At 64.1% G+C, this 13,888-nt stretch carries 14 protein-coding genes; 9 read left to right on the top strand and 5 right to left on the bottom strand.

The window, feature by feature from the left end; all coding sequences use genetic code 11:
• The first annotated feature begins 2 nt into the window (after nt 1-2).
• Both AB7Z56_RS15020 and AB7Z56_RS15015 read left to right on the top strand, forming a co-directional pair.
• Nucleotides 3-923 (top strand): SH3 domain-containing protein, encoded by a 921-nt coding sequence (locus AB7Z56_RS15020; protein ID WP_085404366.1) that lies wholly within the window; start codon nt 3-5, stop codon nt 921-923.
• Nucleotides 924-1,008: 85 nt separating this feature from the next.
• Nucleotides 1,009-2,055, top strand: coding sequence for a DUF3616 domain-containing protein (locus tag AB7Z56_RS15015; RefSeq protein WP_354124549.1), 1,047 nt, complete (start codon nt 1,009-1,011; stop codon nt 2,053-2,055).
• Between the two features lie 54 nt (nt 2,056-2,109).
• Here the strand turns inward: AB7Z56_RS15015 and AB7Z56_RS15010 are convergent, their stop codons facing one another.
• Nucleotides 2,110-3,765, bottom strand: a complete 1,656-nt coding sequence (locus tag AB7Z56_RS15010) for a fumarate hydratase (protein ID WP_014494037.1) — start codon at nt 3,763-3,765, stop codon at nt 2,110-2,112.
• A 246-nt stretch (nt 3,766-4,011) separates the two neighbouring features.
• Between AB7Z56_RS15010 and AB7Z56_RS15005 the strand changes: the two genes are divergently transcribed.
• The 3 genes from AB7Z56_RS15005 to AB7Z56_RS14995 all read left to right on the top strand — a co-directional run bounded on the left by AB7Z56_RS15005 (nt 4,012) and on the right by AB7Z56_RS14995 (nt 5,706).
• Nucleotides 4,012-4,485 (top strand): hypothetical protein, encoded by a 474-nt coding sequence (locus tag AB7Z56_RS15005; protein WP_071912253.1) that lies wholly within the window; start codon nt 4,012-4,014, stop codon nt 4,483-4,485.
• Between the two features lie 259 nt (nt 4,486-4,744).
• Nucleotides 4,745-4,915, top strand: coding sequence for a hypothetical protein (locus tag AB7Z56_RS15000; RefSeq protein ID WP_166090739.1), 171 nt, complete (start codon nt 4,745-4,747; stop codon nt 4,913-4,915).
• 116 nt (nt 4,916-5,031) lie between these two features.
• Nucleotides 5,032-5,706 (top strand): methyltransferase family protein, encoded by a 675-nt coding sequence (locus AB7Z56_RS14995; protein ID WP_085404233.1) that lies wholly within the window; start codon nt 5,032-5,034, stop codon nt 5,704-5,706.
• Between the two features lie 17 nt (nt 5,707-5,723).
• Here the strand turns inward: AB7Z56_RS14995 and AB7Z56_RS14990 are convergent, their stop codons facing one another.
• Together AB7Z56_RS14990 and AB7Z56_RS14985 are read right to left on the bottom strand one after the other, a co-directional pair.
• Complete coding sequence (locus AB7Z56_RS14990) at nt 5,724-6,431, bottom strand: glutathione S-transferase (protein WP_085404232.1); 708 nt, start codon at nt 6,429-6,431, stop codon at nt 5,724-5,726.
• A gap of 200 nt (nt 6,432-6,631) precedes the next feature.
• The gene (locus AB7Z56_RS14985) at nt 6,632-7,306 is read right to left on the bottom strand and encodes a lectin (protein ID WP_085404231.1); all 675 of its coding nucleotides are present in this window, start codon (nt 7,304-7,306) and stop codon (nt 6,632-6,634) included.
• 323 nt (nt 7,307-7,629) lie between these two features.
• Between AB7Z56_RS14985 and AB7Z56_RS14980 the strand changes: the two genes are divergently transcribed.
• The 4 genes from AB7Z56_RS14980 to AB7Z56_RS14965 all read left to right on the top strand — a co-directional run bounded on the left by AB7Z56_RS14980 (nt 7,630) and on the right by AB7Z56_RS14965 (nt 11,146).
• A complete protein-coding gene (locus AB7Z56_RS14980; protein WP_441256352.1) occupies nt 7,630-8,631 on the top strand; it encodes an NrtA/SsuA/CpmA family ABC transporter substrate-binding protein in 1,002 nt (333 codons plus the stop codon).
• A gap of 14 nt (nt 8,632-8,645) precedes the next feature.
• Nucleotides 8,646-9,470 (top strand): ABC transporter permease, encoded by an 825-nt coding sequence (locus AB7Z56_RS14975; RefSeq protein ID WP_245344236.1) that lies wholly within the window; start codon nt 8,646-8,648, stop codon nt 9,468-9,470.
• Between the two features lie 20 nt (nt 9,471-9,490).
• On the top strand, nt 9,491-10,330 hold the full coding sequence (locus AB7Z56_RS14970) for an ABC transporter ATP-binding protein (protein ID WP_441256351.1): 840 nt from the start codon (nt 9,491-9,493) through the stop codon (nt 10,328-10,330).
• Between the two features lie 90 nt (nt 10,331-10,420).
• Nucleotides 10,421-11,146: a Crp/Fnr family transcriptional regulator gene (locus tag AB7Z56_RS14965; RefSeq protein ID WP_063986244.1), complete on the top strand. Its 726-nt coding sequence runs from the start codon at nt 10,421-10,423 to the stop codon at nt 11,144-11,146.
• A 10-nt stretch (nt 11,147-11,156) separates the two neighbouring features.
• On the opposite strand, the gene atzF is transcribed toward AB7Z56_RS14965, so the two are convergent.
• Together atzF and AB7Z56_RS14955 are read right to left on the bottom strand one after the other, a co-directional pair.
• Nucleotides 11,157-12,542 (bottom strand): allophanate hydrolase, encoded by a 1,386-nt coding sequence (gene atzF, locus AB7Z56_RS14960; RefSeq protein ID WP_085404227.1) that lies wholly within the window; start codon nt 12,540-12,542, stop codon nt 11,157-11,159.
• Between the two features lie 169 nt (nt 12,543-12,711).
• Nucleotides 12,712-13,743, bottom strand: a complete 1,032-nt coding sequence (locus tag AB7Z56_RS14955; RefSeq protein ID WP_208087689.1) for a Tim44 domain-containing protein — start codon at nt 13,741-13,743, stop codon at nt 12,712-12,714.
• Nucleotides 13,744-13,888 lie beyond the last annotated feature (145 nt).

The raw sequence follows: 13,888 nt of genomic DNA, 5'->3' as shown, positions 1-13,888 counted from the left end.
CCGTGCGCGTGCTCCGTCTCATCGCGGCAACGATCCTGTGTGTCGCGACGCAAGCGGCGCGCGCGGATGACACCGAACCGGCGTGGCGTGCAAGCGCGCTCGCCATGGTGCCGGCGGGCTATGTCGCCGGCACGGCCTACCGGACCGAAGGATCGACCGGCACCCTCGCCGTCTATCCGGCCTCGTCGAACGATCCAAAGACACCGGCAAGCGTGTTCGCTGCGCGCCAGGCCCTCGTCGTCACGCTGACGCCGGATGCGACGCGCGCGGTCTCGGCCGAGCTGAAGCCGCGCAGCGCGCCGGACCCTGATAACGACGACACCGACTTCGCAAAGCTCCACGCCGATCTCGCCGCCAGGCGCGCAACGCTGCCCGATGGGACCGAGCCGTGTGATCTCGGCGCCTGGTCCATCGACAAGGATCCTGATGGCCTCAACGTGCGCGCCGAGCCCTCGGCGAAAGCGCGCGTGCTCGGCACGCTGCCGCCGCCCTATCGTCTGAAGCTTGGCGGTGCCGAGAACACGCCCGACGGCGGCTGGCTCACCGAATTCCGCATCATCGGCTTCAAGGATGGCTGGTTTCTGATCGAAGGCGCAAAACCGCCGGGCAAGGACTACGAGGACGACAAGAGATATCCGCGCAGCGCGCCAAAACCCTATGCGGGGCGCGGCTGGGTCGCGTCCAACAAGGTCGGCGCGTCCTACGCCAATGGCGCGACGCGCATGGGCGGACTTTTCCAGGCGCCGTTCGTCGATGCGAAATGGATGCCGGCCCAGCGCGAGCTCGGAGGCCCAATCGACACCGACGGCGGCCCGAAGCGCATCTTTGCCTGCAGCGGACTTTGGGGCCTCGTCGAGAGCCAGGACGGCGTCCGCGGCTGGTGGCGCTCGCTGTGCTCGAACCAGGTTACGAATTGCAGCTGACGGGCGAGAGCGCCCCGCGACATTCTCACCCTTGCCTTCCCCGCAATTCAGGATTGTACTTGAGGATGGCGCCCGGGAGGGAAGAATGCCGAACAGCAGCACGCGTGCATCTCACCGATTGCTGACAGCCGCATTCGTCTGCATTCTGCTAGGAGCCACGACGCCGGCCGGGCGCGGCGAACATCTGCCGCCGAAAATTGCTCCGGAGGCAACGACCTGGAAGCCCGCCTCGATCTTTAAAAAAGACAGCAAGGACGAATTCAAGAAACAGCCGCGCATGAATCTGAGCGGCGCAGCATGCGTGCCGACCACGCCCAAGTTCACGTCATGCCTGATCGCCAATGACGAGAAGAAATATGCGCAGTTCTTCTCGATTGAAGGCAACGTCCTCGTTCCAAGGAAGCTCATTCGGCTTTCGGACGACGACAACGACCCCGATGCCGAGGGCGTCGCCTATGGAAAGGGCTTCTTCTATGTGACCGGCTCACATGGCCGAAGCCGTCACGGTGACGAGAAAAATCGGTCGAGTTACGTCGTGTTTCGGATCGCCGTGGACCCGCAAACAGGAGCTCCCAAGACCGAACCTAACGCCAAGAAGGTCGATGGCGTGGAATCGAGCTCACGGCTGCGCGACGTGATCAAAAATGACGACGACGTCGAGGCGTACGTCAATGAGCCGCTGGCGGAAGGCGGTGTCAATATCGAAGGGATTGCGGTCAGGAAAGGTCGCATGTACTTCGGACTGCGAGGTCCGTCGCTGAAACGTCATGCCTTCGTGGTCAGCGTCGATGCGGATGCGCTCTTCACCAAAGACGACGACCTCGAGCCCGACACGACCTCACTCGAACTCGGCAAGAACACCGGGATCCGGGACCTCGCCGTGGTCAGCGACGGCCTCTTGATACTCGCAGGCCCGACGCGCGAAGAAGACGTTCTCTATACCGTCTGGCTGTGGGACGGCAGCAGCGAGACCGCAAAGCCCTTGGCTACGCTGGATCTAAGCAAGGTCAAAGAAGGCGCCAAAGCGGAAATTCTGCTTCCCCTCGACGAAGACGCCACCAGCATTCGCGTCCTTGTCATGTTCGACGGCGTCGAGAATGGCGGCGCCAAATCGTTCAAGATAAAGCGCTGAGCGCGCCCCGCGTGCGTCCGCCGGCCCGGGACCGGCGGACGACGCTGGACCTGATCAGCCCAGATTCAGCTCCTTGAAGAAGTCGTTCCCCTTGTCATCGATGATGATGAACGCCGGGAAGTCGACGACTTCGATGCGCCAGATCGCTTCCATGCCGAGCTCGGGATATTCGAGCACCTCGACCTTCTTGATGCAGTGCTCGGCGAGGTTCGCAGCCGCACCGCCGATCGAGCCGAGATAGAAGCCGCCATACTTCTTGCAGGCCTCGCGCACGGCAGGCGCGCGGTTGCCCTTCGCCACCATCACCATTGAACCGCCGGCGGCCTGGAACTGGTCGACGAAGGAATCCATGCGGCCCGCGGTGGTCGGGCCGAACGCGCCGGAGGCGTAGCCCTCGGGCGTCTTGGCGGGACCGGCATAGTAGACCGGATGGTTCTTGAAATAGTCCGGCAGCGGCTCGCCCCTCTCGAGGCGCTCGCGCAGCTTGGCGTGCGCGGAATCGCGCGCGACGATCATGGTGCCGGTCATCGAGACCCGCGTCTTGGTCGGGTACTTCGAGAACGTCGCCAGGATGTCCTTCATCGGCTGGTTGAGGTCGATCTTGACGACCTCGCCGCCGAGCGACTGCTCGACCTGCGGCAGATACTGCGCCGGATTGTGCTCGAGCTCTTCGAGATAGACGCCATCCCTGGTGATCTTGCCGAGCACTTGCCGGTCGGCCGAGCACGACACGCCGAGCCCGATCGGCAGCGAGGCGCCGTGGCGCGGCATGCGGATCACGCGCACGTCGTGGCAGAAATACTTTCCACCGAACTGCGCGCCGACGCCGAGCGACTGCGTCATCTTGTGGATTTCCTGCTCCATCTCGACGTCGCGGAAGGCGTTGCCGTCGGGCGAGCCGTGGGTCGGCAGCGCGTCGAGATAGCGGGCGGAGGCGAGCTTCACCGTCTTCATGCACAGCTCGGCCGAGGTGCCGCCGATCACGATGGCGAGGTGATAGGGCGGGCACGCCGCGGTGCCCAGCGTCAGGATCTTCTCCTTCAGGAAGGCGAGCAGCCGGTCCTTGGTCAACACCGAGGGCGTGGCCTGGAACAGGAAGCTTTTATTGGCGGAGCCGCCGCCCTTCGCCATGAACATGAACTTGTAGGCGTCGTCGCCCTCGGCGTAGATCTCGCACTGCGCCGGCATGTTGTTGGCGGTGTTCTTCTCCTCGTACATCGACAAGGGCGCGACCTGCGAGTAGCGCAGATTGCGGCGCAGGTAAGCGTCGCGCGCGCCTTCCGACAGCGCCGCCTCGTCGTCACCATCGGTGATGACGTTGCAGCCCTTCTTGCCCATGATGATCGCGGTACCGGTGTCCTGGCACATCGGCAGCACGCCGCCGGCCGCGATGTTGGCGTTCTTCAAGAAGTCGAGCGCGACGAACTTGTCGTTGGGGCTCGCCTCGCCGTCCTCCAGGATCGCGCGGAGCTGCTTCAGATGGCCGGGGCGCAGATAATGATTGATGTCGCCGAAGGCCGCCTCCGACAGCGCCCGCAGCGCCTCCCGCGACACCACCAGCATGTCCTTCCCCAGGACCTTCTCGACCCTGATACCCTCGGCCGTGATCTTCTTGTAGGGCGTCTCGTCCTTGCCCAGCGGGAACAGCGGGGTGTGCTTGTAGGGCGGAACGGGTTTTGCGGGGTCGGGGAAGGCGGTGGGAGCGTTCATGGGCAAATCTCGGGGTTTTGGAGCCCTCGCGGGCCTCTAAGCGTAGAAGCGTTCTAAGCTTTTTTGCCGCGAATGGAAGGCGTTCTGGCGCGGCCGAGGCATCCCGATTCGGCGTCACGACGGCCCTTTTTGGTTGCCGTCGGCCGGACGCAAGGTGGCGACGACCGTCCCCGGCAGGCTCTGGGTGCACCCCTTGCGCTCGGCGCGCGACGAAGGTTGAATGCGCGGCCTAAGGGGCTTTTCATCATGATTTTCAAACTGAACGTCCGCGGCGCGATCCTGGTCGCCGCCGCTATCACCGGCCTTGTGACCCTCGCCTCGCCTGCCCGCGCGGATCGCTGCGATGACAGCGCCAAGGAGCTGACGAACCAGGTCGAGCGCCTCAAGGTGAATTTCCGGGCCGCCAACATCGTCTACCTCTCGCACCCCGCGGCCAAGGAGCTGTCCGTGGGTTGCCGCGGCGACAAATATTCCATCGAGCTCTATGCCAAGGGCGATCGCAAGCCGACACCGGAGTTCTTTTCACTGGTGGGGTCGATGGCGGCGATCGTCTTCACCGTCACGAAGGACGACACCACGACGGGCGCGACACGCTGCCTGAAGCGGATGGGACTGTTGCGCGGCGACAAGGTCGTCATGCGCTACCGCCGACTCAACATGGAATGCACCCGTACCAAGACGGATGCGTCCATCGCGATCACGCGCGGCAAGGACGAGTAGACGGCACTCGCTCTTTCCACACGCTCCGTCATTGCGAGCTCCGCGAAGCAATCCAGAATCCCTCCGCGGTGACAGTCCTGGATTGCTTCGCTGCGCTCGCGATGACGAGGAGAGGTTCGTCCGCTCCCTCGTACAGCGCAAGGAGGCACAAAAGGCACATCCCACCGCACCAACTCCCTCGCATTTTAACGATTGGCTTGACGGAAGCTTCGCTCCTCGCAGCGCAAGGTCGATTGTTTCCATGTGTGAGGATTTGTGGATGAGCGTCTCTACCGTTGCGCCGCCGCCGATCGCGATCGTGGTGCCGAGCTACGACGCGACCAAGCAGCAGGACGACCAGAAGACCAAGGACAACGACCCGACCTACAAGCCGCCGCCGCCCGCGCCGCTGCCGCCGGGTCAGGGCACGCGGATCGATCAGCTCGCCTGATCAGACCGGTCAAAGATGAAACGCCCGAACCGGTCGATCGGGCTTTTCGCGTGTCCGGCCGCATCTTCGCCGGATAGCGGGACCAATATCGTGCGCGGCTGACCCGGGACCTGCGCATGATCGCAAAACTGCTGTTGCAGAACACGATCACCACCGCCGGCATGGGCGCGCTGCTGTTCGCTTGCGCCGGGACGATGCATTGGCCTGCGGCCTGGGTGTTCCTCGCCACCTGCGCCCTGCTCGGCCCGCTCTGCGGCTGGTGGCTTTATCGGGTCGATCCGGCGCTGCTCGCCGAACGTCTGCGGCCGGTCCTGCAAAAGGACCAGCCTGCCGCTGACAAGGCCTTCATGATCGTCTTCGTCATTGCGATGCTGGCCTGGCTCGCCACAATGGGGCTCGACCGGCGCACGCAATCCTCCGACATGCCGGTTGCGTTGCAGGCGCTCGGTCTCGTGCTGTTCGTCCTCTCGACGCTGTTCATCCTGTGGGTGTTCCGCGAAAACTCGTTCGCCGCGCCCGTGGTGAAGCTCCAGGCCGAACGCGCACAGCGCGTGGTCTCGACGGGGCCTTACGCGCATGTGCGCCATCCCATGTACAGCGGCATGATCCTGTTCTTCGCCGGCGTGCCGCTGCTGCTGGGCTCGTGGTGGGGCCTTGCGATAGCGCCGGTCATCGTCGTCTTGTTTGCTGTCCGCATCGGCATCGAGGAGCGCACGCTGCGTGAGGGCCTGCCGGGCTATTCCGACTATATGACGCGCGTGCGCTATCGCCTGCTGCCCGGCGTGTGGTGAGCCGCTATCCGGACCAGCTAATTGTCCAATTCCTTGTAGCGGCGGAAAATGCCTTGCTCGTTGAAGGGAATGCGGCGCTCACTTTCGAGATAGGCCTTGATGTTCGGCCGCGCGGCGATGCGGTCGTGCAGGCCGACGAGGCCCGGGATATTTCCCTCGAACGCCTTCATGCGCTTGGGAAAGGCGTAGCGCAGCCCGGCGACGATCTGGAACAGCGAGAGATCGACGTAAGTCAGCCTGCGACCGGTGACATAGGCGCCGCCATTGCCGGCGAGAAGCTCTTCGAAATAGCCGAGATATTTCGGCACGCGCTCGTCCCAAAACTCGGCCGTGCGCTTCTTCGCCGGCGCCTTCTGATCTTCATAGTAAATCGAAGGCCCGAGCGGGTGATGGGTGTCGTGGATCTCGGTCACGAGGTCGGTGATGGTGAGCTGAAGCTGGTGCACCCAAAGCTTGCCCGCTTCCGTCTTCGGCGCGAGCCCATGACGGGCGCCAAGATAGAGCAGGATGTTGGCGGTCTGGCCGATGACGAGCTTGCCCGCTTTCAGGAACGGCGGCGCGAAGGGCGGCGTGCCGCCATGCGCGTCCATCATCTTCATCATCGCAGCTGTTCCGCGCGCCCCCCGCGCGACGTCGATATAAGCCGCCCCCGCCTCCTCCAGCGCCAGCCGCACATATTCGCCGCGACCCTGGATCTCGGGCCAGTAGTAGAGCTCGTATTTCATGGGAAGGGTCCGTGAGCGTGGAAGCGGTCGGACCAATGTAACATGCGGCCGAAGGTTCCGTGAGAGCGAGACGGAACGGCGGCACCACATATCCCGTCGTTGCGAGCGCAAGCGAAGCAATCCAGAATCTTTCCGCGGAGACAGTCTGGATTGCTTCGCTACGCTCGCAATGTCGCGGGGAGAGAGCTGCGCGCCCTAACTCAATTCGCCGCGAAACAAAACAGCAGGCCGTCGCCGCCGGTGCTCTTCAGATCGGCCTGCGAGCAGCCGCCGTCAGGACCGCGCGAGGGGTGAGAGCTGTTCCAGGACTTTGACGGCTCGTCGTCGCGCAGGCCCTTACGATCGGCATGGCCGACGACCGCCGCGCCCTGCGTGCTCGACGTCCAGTTCCTGCAGGTCTTGTCGTCGCCCGCGGCAAAAGCGGTGCCGTCCGGTTGCGATCCCGTGAGGATATCGTGCCGGTTCGGCGTGTCGCCGGCGCCGTTGATGACCTCGCCCTTCTCGCTGAGCGCGGTCTGCTTGGTGAGGTTATTGGCCGCGCCGTGCAGGTCGGCAACGTCCTTGGCAATCACCGCCCCCTTGGCATTCTGCCACGGTCCCTTGCCAATGCGGTCCTTGGCATTGACGGCGGGCTTGCCGTCAGCGGCCTGCGTCGAGAGATAGGCGCGCCAGGTCTTGGCACCGGCACCGCCGGCCTGCGCCAGCTTCTGGCACTGCGCATCGGCTCCCTCCAGGCCGCCGAGATCGGCTCCCTTGCCCGGCCCGCTCGAAGTCACGAAGAAGGTCATGTCGGCTGACTGCGCCTGCACCGATGGACTCGCGAAGAGCGCGAGCGCAGCGCCTGCTGGCACGATGACCCTGGCAAGAATGCTCATCCTATCCTCCCGATTTTTCCGGCGATTGCGCCTGGCTGGACGGTCTTTGATCCGCTGACATGAACCCGTCACGACAGACATTATTCCAGCGGCCATCCGCCGCACGCGCATCACCTCGAGCGGCGGCGCTCGACCGGTCGCCCCGAGGGCCATGTCGATTAATTGCTTCCAGAGACCGTAGCGCCGGGCGAGCATACCAACGTGGGGCCGATCCTCAAGAGATCGCCCAGGAGGGGACGCGGGAGTCTGCTGCGGGGCCGTTCAGGGCGGCATCCGCGATCACATCGGGGCTGCCGCCGGGCGCGGCGCGAGGGGAGATCGTCATGCACTGGAACACCGTCCGCCCAATCGCGGCAATTGCCGGCTATGCCGCGCTTTGCTGCCTTGCCATCAGTCCGGGCTGCGCCTCGGCCGCGGAATTGCTCAAAGCCCGGCTTGCGCAAAACCTCGGACCGATCTCCGGCCTTGCGATCGTCGCCAAATCGAAGGGGATTTTCGAAAAGAACGGACTGGACATCACCGTCTCGAACTTCACGTCCGGCAAGCAGTGCCTGGACACCGTGATCGGGGGCGGCGCCGACATCGCGACGACGGCGGAGGCGCCGGTCACCGCTTCGGCGATGGCAAACCAGCCCATCGCCTTCGTCGCCGGCATGGAATATTCCGACCTCAAGACGGTCGTCGCGGCCAAGGCCGGCGTCAAGACCAAGGCAGATCTTCGCGGCAAGCGAATCGGATTCACTGCCGGCACCGGCAGCGAGGTCTACACGGCGACTTTGCTGAAGTCGGCGGGATTGACTCCCAAGGATGTCACCCTCGTCAACCTGCGGCCGCAGGAGATGCTGCCGGCACTTGCAGCAGGAAGCATCGACGCGATCGACACTTGGGAACCCCACATCGCCAACGCCAAGAAGGCCCTCGGCGAAGCCGTCGCTGAGCTCGATACAACGGGCACATACTCCGAGACGTTCAACATCGTCGTCACGAGACCCTATCTGTATGCCAACCCTGCGCTGGTTGAGAAGTTCATCGCCGCGCTGATCGACGCCGAGGTCTGGCTGAAAGCACACCCGGATGAAGCGATCACGGTCGTGGCGGACGCGGTCGGCATGAAGCGGGACGACCTCGCTCCGATCTGGGCCGACTATGTTTACCGGGTGCGTCTCGACGACCGGCTGATCGAGATTCTCAAGACCCACTCCGCATGGCGCCTCGAGAGCGGCAACCATCCTCCGGGAGCGGTGATGCCCGACTTCAGCAAGGTCGTCGTCGCCGAGCCGCTGAAGAAGGTCGACCCCGCACGCGTCACGCTCTCGTGGAAATAGGCACCCGCACAGCCATGCAGGACGGCACTTCAGCAGGACAAGAAATTGCTCTCCGCACCGACGGTCGCGGTCGGCGGCCGGATTCAGCTCGTCTTCGCCGCCTCAATATTCTGGTCGGGGCGATTTCGCTTCCCCTGTTCGTCGGCCTCTGGGAACTGGTCTCCCGTTCCGGGGCCGTCAACATGGTGCTGTTTCCGCCGCCGACGGTAGTTGCTGCGGCGGTCCTTGAGTGGATACGAAGCGGACAGTTCCTTGGCGATCTGCTGGCCAGCCTCTTTCGCGTCACCACGGGGTTCATCTTAGGCGGCGCGCTCGGCATCCTGCTCGGTATCCTCACCGGCCAATTCCCTGTTGTTTCGAGCTTGCTGTCCCCGCTATTCCACATCCTGCGGCCAATTCCGCCGATTGCTTTCGTGCCGATCGTCATCCTGTGGTTCGGCCTGTCGGAGGCGGGAAAACTATTCCTCGTCGTATGGGGCGTGTTCTTCACGGTTTGGCTTTCGACCCACATCGGCGTGCAGAAGGTCGACCGCGGCCTGATTCGGGCGGCGTTGATGCTCGGCACGCCCCGGCGGCAGATGCTCCAGGAGATCGTGCTGCTGGGCGCGCTTCCCTACATCGTGGTCGGGTTGCGCACCGCCGTCAGCATCTCGTTTTACACGCTTGTCGCGGCCGAACTCGCAGGCGCTTTCGCCGGCATTGTCTACAGGATCGAGATTGCCCAGCAGAATTTGCAAACGGGCCAGGTCATGGGCGGGCTCGCAGCGCTCGGGTTGATTTCGTTCACTGCCGACCGGCTGTTTTCGGCTCTTGCGGAACGTACTGTCTGGTGGCGTTGATGTCTGGAGCTCGATCGACCATGAAACTGGCTCTGGCAAATTCGCCAGCCTCCGTCGAATCGGCGCGGAAACAACCGGCCATTCAAGTCTCAGACCTGAGCATCGTTTTTGACACCCGCGGCGGGCAGACCATCGCGGTGGATCGCGTGTCCTTCGACGTGGCACCTGGCGAGTTCGTTTGGATCGTCGGGCCCTCCGGCTGCGGCAAGTCGACGGTGCTCAATACGATCGCCGGACTGGAGGTGCCGTTTGAAGGCGACATCCTGGTAGAGGGCTCGCGTGTCTACAGCCCGCGACCCGATGTCGGCATGGTATTCCAGCAGCCGCATCTCTTCCCCTGGAAGTCTGTCCGCAGGAACATCGCCCACGGCCCGAGGATGCATGGGAAGTCCAGGACGGAAGCGAATGCCATCGCCGACGATCTGATCGCGATGGTCGGTCTCAAGCGTTTCGCCGACGCCTATCCGAACACGCTGTCCGGGGGCATGCAACAGCGCGTGGCGATCGCGCGAGCGTTGGCCAATCAGCCGCGCGTGCTGCTGATGGACGAGCCCTTCGGGGCCCTCGATGCGCAGACCCGGGCGGTGATGCAAGACAATCTGCTGGAGCTGCGCGACCGGATCAAGGCGACGATCGTGTTCGTCACGCATGACATCGATGAAGCCATCGTGCTGGCCGACCGTGTTCTCATCATGAGCGCGGGGCCCGGCCGCATCCTGCGCGAAGTCGCGGTCAAGCTGCCGCGCCCGCGGTCGAGTTCTGTCATGGTCGAGCCAACCTATCTTTCCCTCAAGAAGGATTGTCTCGACGTCATCCGCGCAGAAGGGTTGCGGGCGTTCAATCAGTCGGACGCGAGCTGATCCCCCAGAACTTGGAAATCGCGAAGCAGCCCGCAGCGCGCTGGCATGGTTCTTGAATAATCGATGCCGGGTCTCACCGTGGAGCCGGCGATGCACAGGGCGAATAGCGCGATAGCGGCAGGCGTGATGCTGGCCGAGTCGGACAATCTCGTCAGGCCGCTGCCCGGCTTGCTGGATGGTCTCAACCGGGCTGATTGCAATCGGCTGCGCGCGATCGGACGCGAGAAGGCCCTGGAAGCCGGCCAACTGGTTTGGTCTCAGGGCGACACACAGGCTGGGATCTACCTGATCAGCGAGGGACGCATACGCAGCTACTATGCGGCGCCGTCGGGGCGCGAGGTCACGCTCGCCTACTGGTTTCCCGGCAACTTCGTCGGCGGCCCCGATATATTCGGAACGGGCCCGCACATGTGGTCATCGGTTGCGGCCGAACCCAGCCTGTTGACGTTCATGCCGGGACTGGCGCTGCGGCGGCTTGCGCTGGAATCGCCGGCGATCGCCGTCGCCTTGCTGGATGCCCTGGCATTCAAGGCGCGTTGCTATTCGGCGATGGCCCAGATGCTCGGGACGCGCTCGGTGACCGAGCGGCTGCATAGCCTGTTGATCTTCCTGTCGCACGTCTACGGCGTGAAGCGCGACGGCGAGGTCGTCATCGGGATGCCGTTTACCCACGGCGATCTCGCCAATCTCATCGGATCCACCCGCCAATGGGTGACAGTACAGCTCGCACGGCTCCAGGAGGAAGGCGTGATCAGGTACGACAGATCCGTGATTTCGATCCTGGATCTTTCGACGCTCGAGCAAGAGATGGAATGAATTCCGACCTTCAGCCGCCAGACTTCAATTCGAACGCCGCTCGGCCTGCACTGGCCTCGAACCGCCGCGCCAGTCCGATCAGCGCGCGATCATGCCAGGCCGGCGCCAGCAGGGTCACGCCCATGGGCATGCCGTTCCGCAATGTCGCGTTCGGAACCGCCACGCCGCAGAGATCGAGCAGATTGGCAAAGTACGAGTAGTAGCCGAGGCGATTGTTGAGGGTGATCGGATCGCGATCCATCTCCTCCAGCGTGAACGGCCGCGGTGCGGTCGGGACCACCAGCGCATCGATACCCGCAAAGATCGCTTCGGCGTCGCGGCGAAGCCGGTGCAGCCGGTGAATGGCACCAAATGTGTCGATCGCTGAATAGCCGGCGGCCGAGCCCAGCACGGTCCTCGTGACATCAAGCAGGGAGCCAGAATCGATGTCCATAAGCGAAGCGATGGCCGAGTGCCGCTCCGCGACCCAGGGTCCGCTGAACATCAACTCCCCGGCCTGGCGGAACGGCGCGAAGTCCACCTCGATCGCCGTTCCTCCGATCTGCGTGAAACGCTCGCAGGCGCGCTCATAGAGCTCGCCGCATTCCGGCATGCCGAAGCATTCGAGATCGGCGGCCGCAATGCGGCCGAACCGGAACGATGGCACCGCCCCGCTGGCGAAAGAAAAGGCCCGGGGCAAGCGGCTGTAGGGATCTTCGAAATCGAACCCTTCGATGATTTCGAGGATCGCCTCGCCGTCGCTGACGGTGTTGCAGAACACCGAAACGCAATCGATCGTCGGGCAATTCGGCACCAGCCCGCGTGATGACACCAGCCCAACGGTCGGCTTGATTCCGACGATGTTGTTGAAGCCGGCAGGTATGCGGCCGGATCCGCCGGTATCGGTGCCGAGCGCGAACGCGACGTGCCCGGCCGCGACGGCGACCGCGGACCCGGAACTGGAGCCTCCCGCGATATAGCGCGCATCGGCAACCGACGCGCAGGGGCCATAGGGCGAACGCGCACCGGACAGGCCTGTGGCGAACTGATCGAGATTGGTCTTTCCGAGACAAATTGCGCCGGCCGCGGTAAGGCGTTCGACGCTGTGCGCGGAATGCCAGGGCGTGTAGCTGAACGCGGGGCATGCGGCAGTGGTCGGCATTCCCTCGACATCGATATTGTCCTTCACACCAAAGGGAATGCCGAGCAGCGGAAGATTTTCGCCTGTCCGCGCGCGCGCCACGAGCTTCCGGCATGCTTCGAGCGCCTCCTCCCGCGGGCGGAGATAGATCCAGCAATTGCGGTCGCGCTCGGCCTCGATCCGGTCATACGCCGTTTCGATCGCCTCCAGCGGCAGGGACGAATTCCTGGCAATGGTTTCGTGATTTGTCCTGGAGCGCGCGACAGACTGGCTCACCTAATATCTCCCTCTCTAACCGGTAGGCGCGAAATTGCGGGAGCTCTGCGCGGGCAACAAGCAATTAAGTGCTTCGCGCAAAATGGTCGGCCGTATCGGGATATAAGCGGCTCAAAGAAAAAGGGCGCCGTGCCGAAGCACGACGCCCTTGTCTTTAATCTGCGTACGATCAGTTGGTCTGCTGGATCGCCGACAATTCCCAGCCGCTGCCCGGACGGCGGGCAAAGGTCCAGATCTCGGTCGCCTCGCCCGGCTGCTCGCTGCCGGCGACAACCGTACCGCTGTTGCGGTCCAGCGTCTTGTCGGTGAGGGCGAAGCGAAGCGCCACCGTGGCGTATTCGGTCTCGCCTTCGCGCCAGGCCTCCGCGAGGTCGCCCTGCAACAGCTTGACGTTGGTCACCTTGTTGACGACGTTGCGTGCGCGGTTCTGGCCAAGGTCCTGCTCGAAATAGGAGACCATTTCCGGCGTCGCGAGCGTGTGCAGCTTGGCCACGTCCTCGTTCGACCAGGCGGCCTGGACATCGCCGAGCAGGCGCTCAAACGCCTCATAGTCATCCGGCTTGATCTCGAGCGGCGCGTTGTTGGCGCCGCCGAAGCCGAAGCCGCCGAGACCACCGCCAAGTCCACCACCGCCGCTACCGCCACCGAGGCCGCTGCGATAGTTCGGCTGGGGTCCCTGACCGCTGCCTGCATCAGCATTGGCGTAGGCCGCCTGCTGCGAGTGGCGGCGCTGCCACCAGGACATCGCCAGCCGCACCACCAACACCACGAGCGCGATCTGGATGATCAGGCCAATGATTGACGACAGGCCGCCGAGGCCACCGAACAGGCCGCCGCCGAACAGCATGCCGAGCAGGCCTGCGCCGAGGAAGCCGGCCGCAAGGCCGCCCATGAAGCCGCCGGCGCGGCCGAACAGGCCGCCACGCGCGGGGGCGGCGGCAGCCGAATTCATGCCGGCACCCGGCTGGGTATAGGTGCGGTTGAACTGCGAGGTCGAGCCCGGCGCGGTCGTGGTCGACGGCGGCGCCGAATAGGTGCGCGAACCGCGCGAACCCGACGACATGCCACCACCGACGCGGGCGTCGGCGGACGAAATCACCAGCGCAGTCGGCAGCGCAAGCGCCAGCATGACGGCGAGGGTCTTGAAGAGAGTGCGGGAGCGTTGCGAGAAAGTCATGTGCGTTTCCCAAATCCCCGGCATGGGGACGTGCTCCTAAGATGGGCAGACTTCCCGAAAAGTGAAGCCGGTTTCGGAACTTATGGCTGCGGCCCTCAGTCGCGGGGATGTGGCAAAAGCCCATATTTGGCGGGGGTTTGGCCGGGGAGCCGGAGGAACTGCGGTCGCG

It is taken from the genome of Bradyrhizobium sp. 482_C4_N1_8 (assembly GCF_052075965.1).
Lineage (GTDB): Bacteria > Pseudomonadota > Alphaproteobacteria > Rhizobiales > Xanthobacteraceae > Bradyrhizobium > Bradyrhizobium barranii.
The sequence above is the reverse complement of the archived record's forward strand: the minus strand, read 5'-3'. Positions and strand labels throughout refer to the sequence as shown.

Bases quoted from the DNA above. Each gene is read 5' to 3' on its own strand.
- AB7Z56_RS15015 (WP_354124549.1), top strand. From the start codon at position 1,009: ATGCCGAACAGCAGCACGCGTGCATCTCACCGATTGCTGACAGCCGCA.
- AB7Z56_RS15010 (WP_014494037.1), bottom strand. From the start codon at position 3,765: ATGAACGCTCCCACCGCCTTCCCCGACCCCGCAAAACCCGTTCCGCCC.
- AB7Z56_RS15005 (WP_071912253.1), top strand. From the start codon at position 4,012: ATGATTTTCAAACTGAACGTCCGCGGCGCGATCCTGGTCGCCGCCGCT.
- AB7Z56_RS15000 (WP_166090739.1), top strand. From the start codon at position 4,745: ATGAGCGTCTCTACCGTTGCGCCGCCGCCGATCGCGATCGTGGTGCCG.
- AB7Z56_RS14995 (WP_085404233.1), top strand. From the start codon at position 5,032: ATGATCGCAAAACTGCTGTTGCAGAACACGATCACCACCGCCGGCATG.
- AB7Z56_RS14990 (WP_085404232.1), bottom strand. From the start codon at position 6,431: ATGAAATACGAGCTCTACTACTGGCCCGAGATCCAGGGTCGCGGCGAA.
- AB7Z56_RS14985 (WP_085404231.1), bottom strand. From the start codon at position 7,306: ATGAGCATTCTTGCCAGGGTCATCGTGCCAGCAGGCGCTGCGCTCGCG.
- AB7Z56_RS14980 (WP_441256352.1), top strand. From the start codon at position 7,630: ATGCACTGGAACACCGTCCGCCCAATCGCGGCAATTGCCGGCTATGCC.
- AB7Z56_RS14975 (WP_245344236.1), top strand. From the start codon at position 8,646: ATGCAGGACGGCACTTCAGCAGGACAAGAAATTGCTCTCCGCACCGAC.
- AB7Z56_RS14970 (WP_441256351.1), top strand. From the start codon at position 9,491: ATGAAACTGGCTCTGGCAAATTCGCCAGCCTCCGTCGAATCGGCGCGG.
- AB7Z56_RS14965 (WP_063986244.1), top strand. From the start codon at position 10,421: ATGCACAGGGCGAATAGCGCGATAGCGGCAGGCGTGATGCTGGCCGAG.
- AB7Z56_RS14955 (WP_208087689.1), bottom strand. From the start codon at position 13,743: ATGCCGGGGATTTGGGAAACGCACATGACTTTCTCGCAACGCTCCCGC.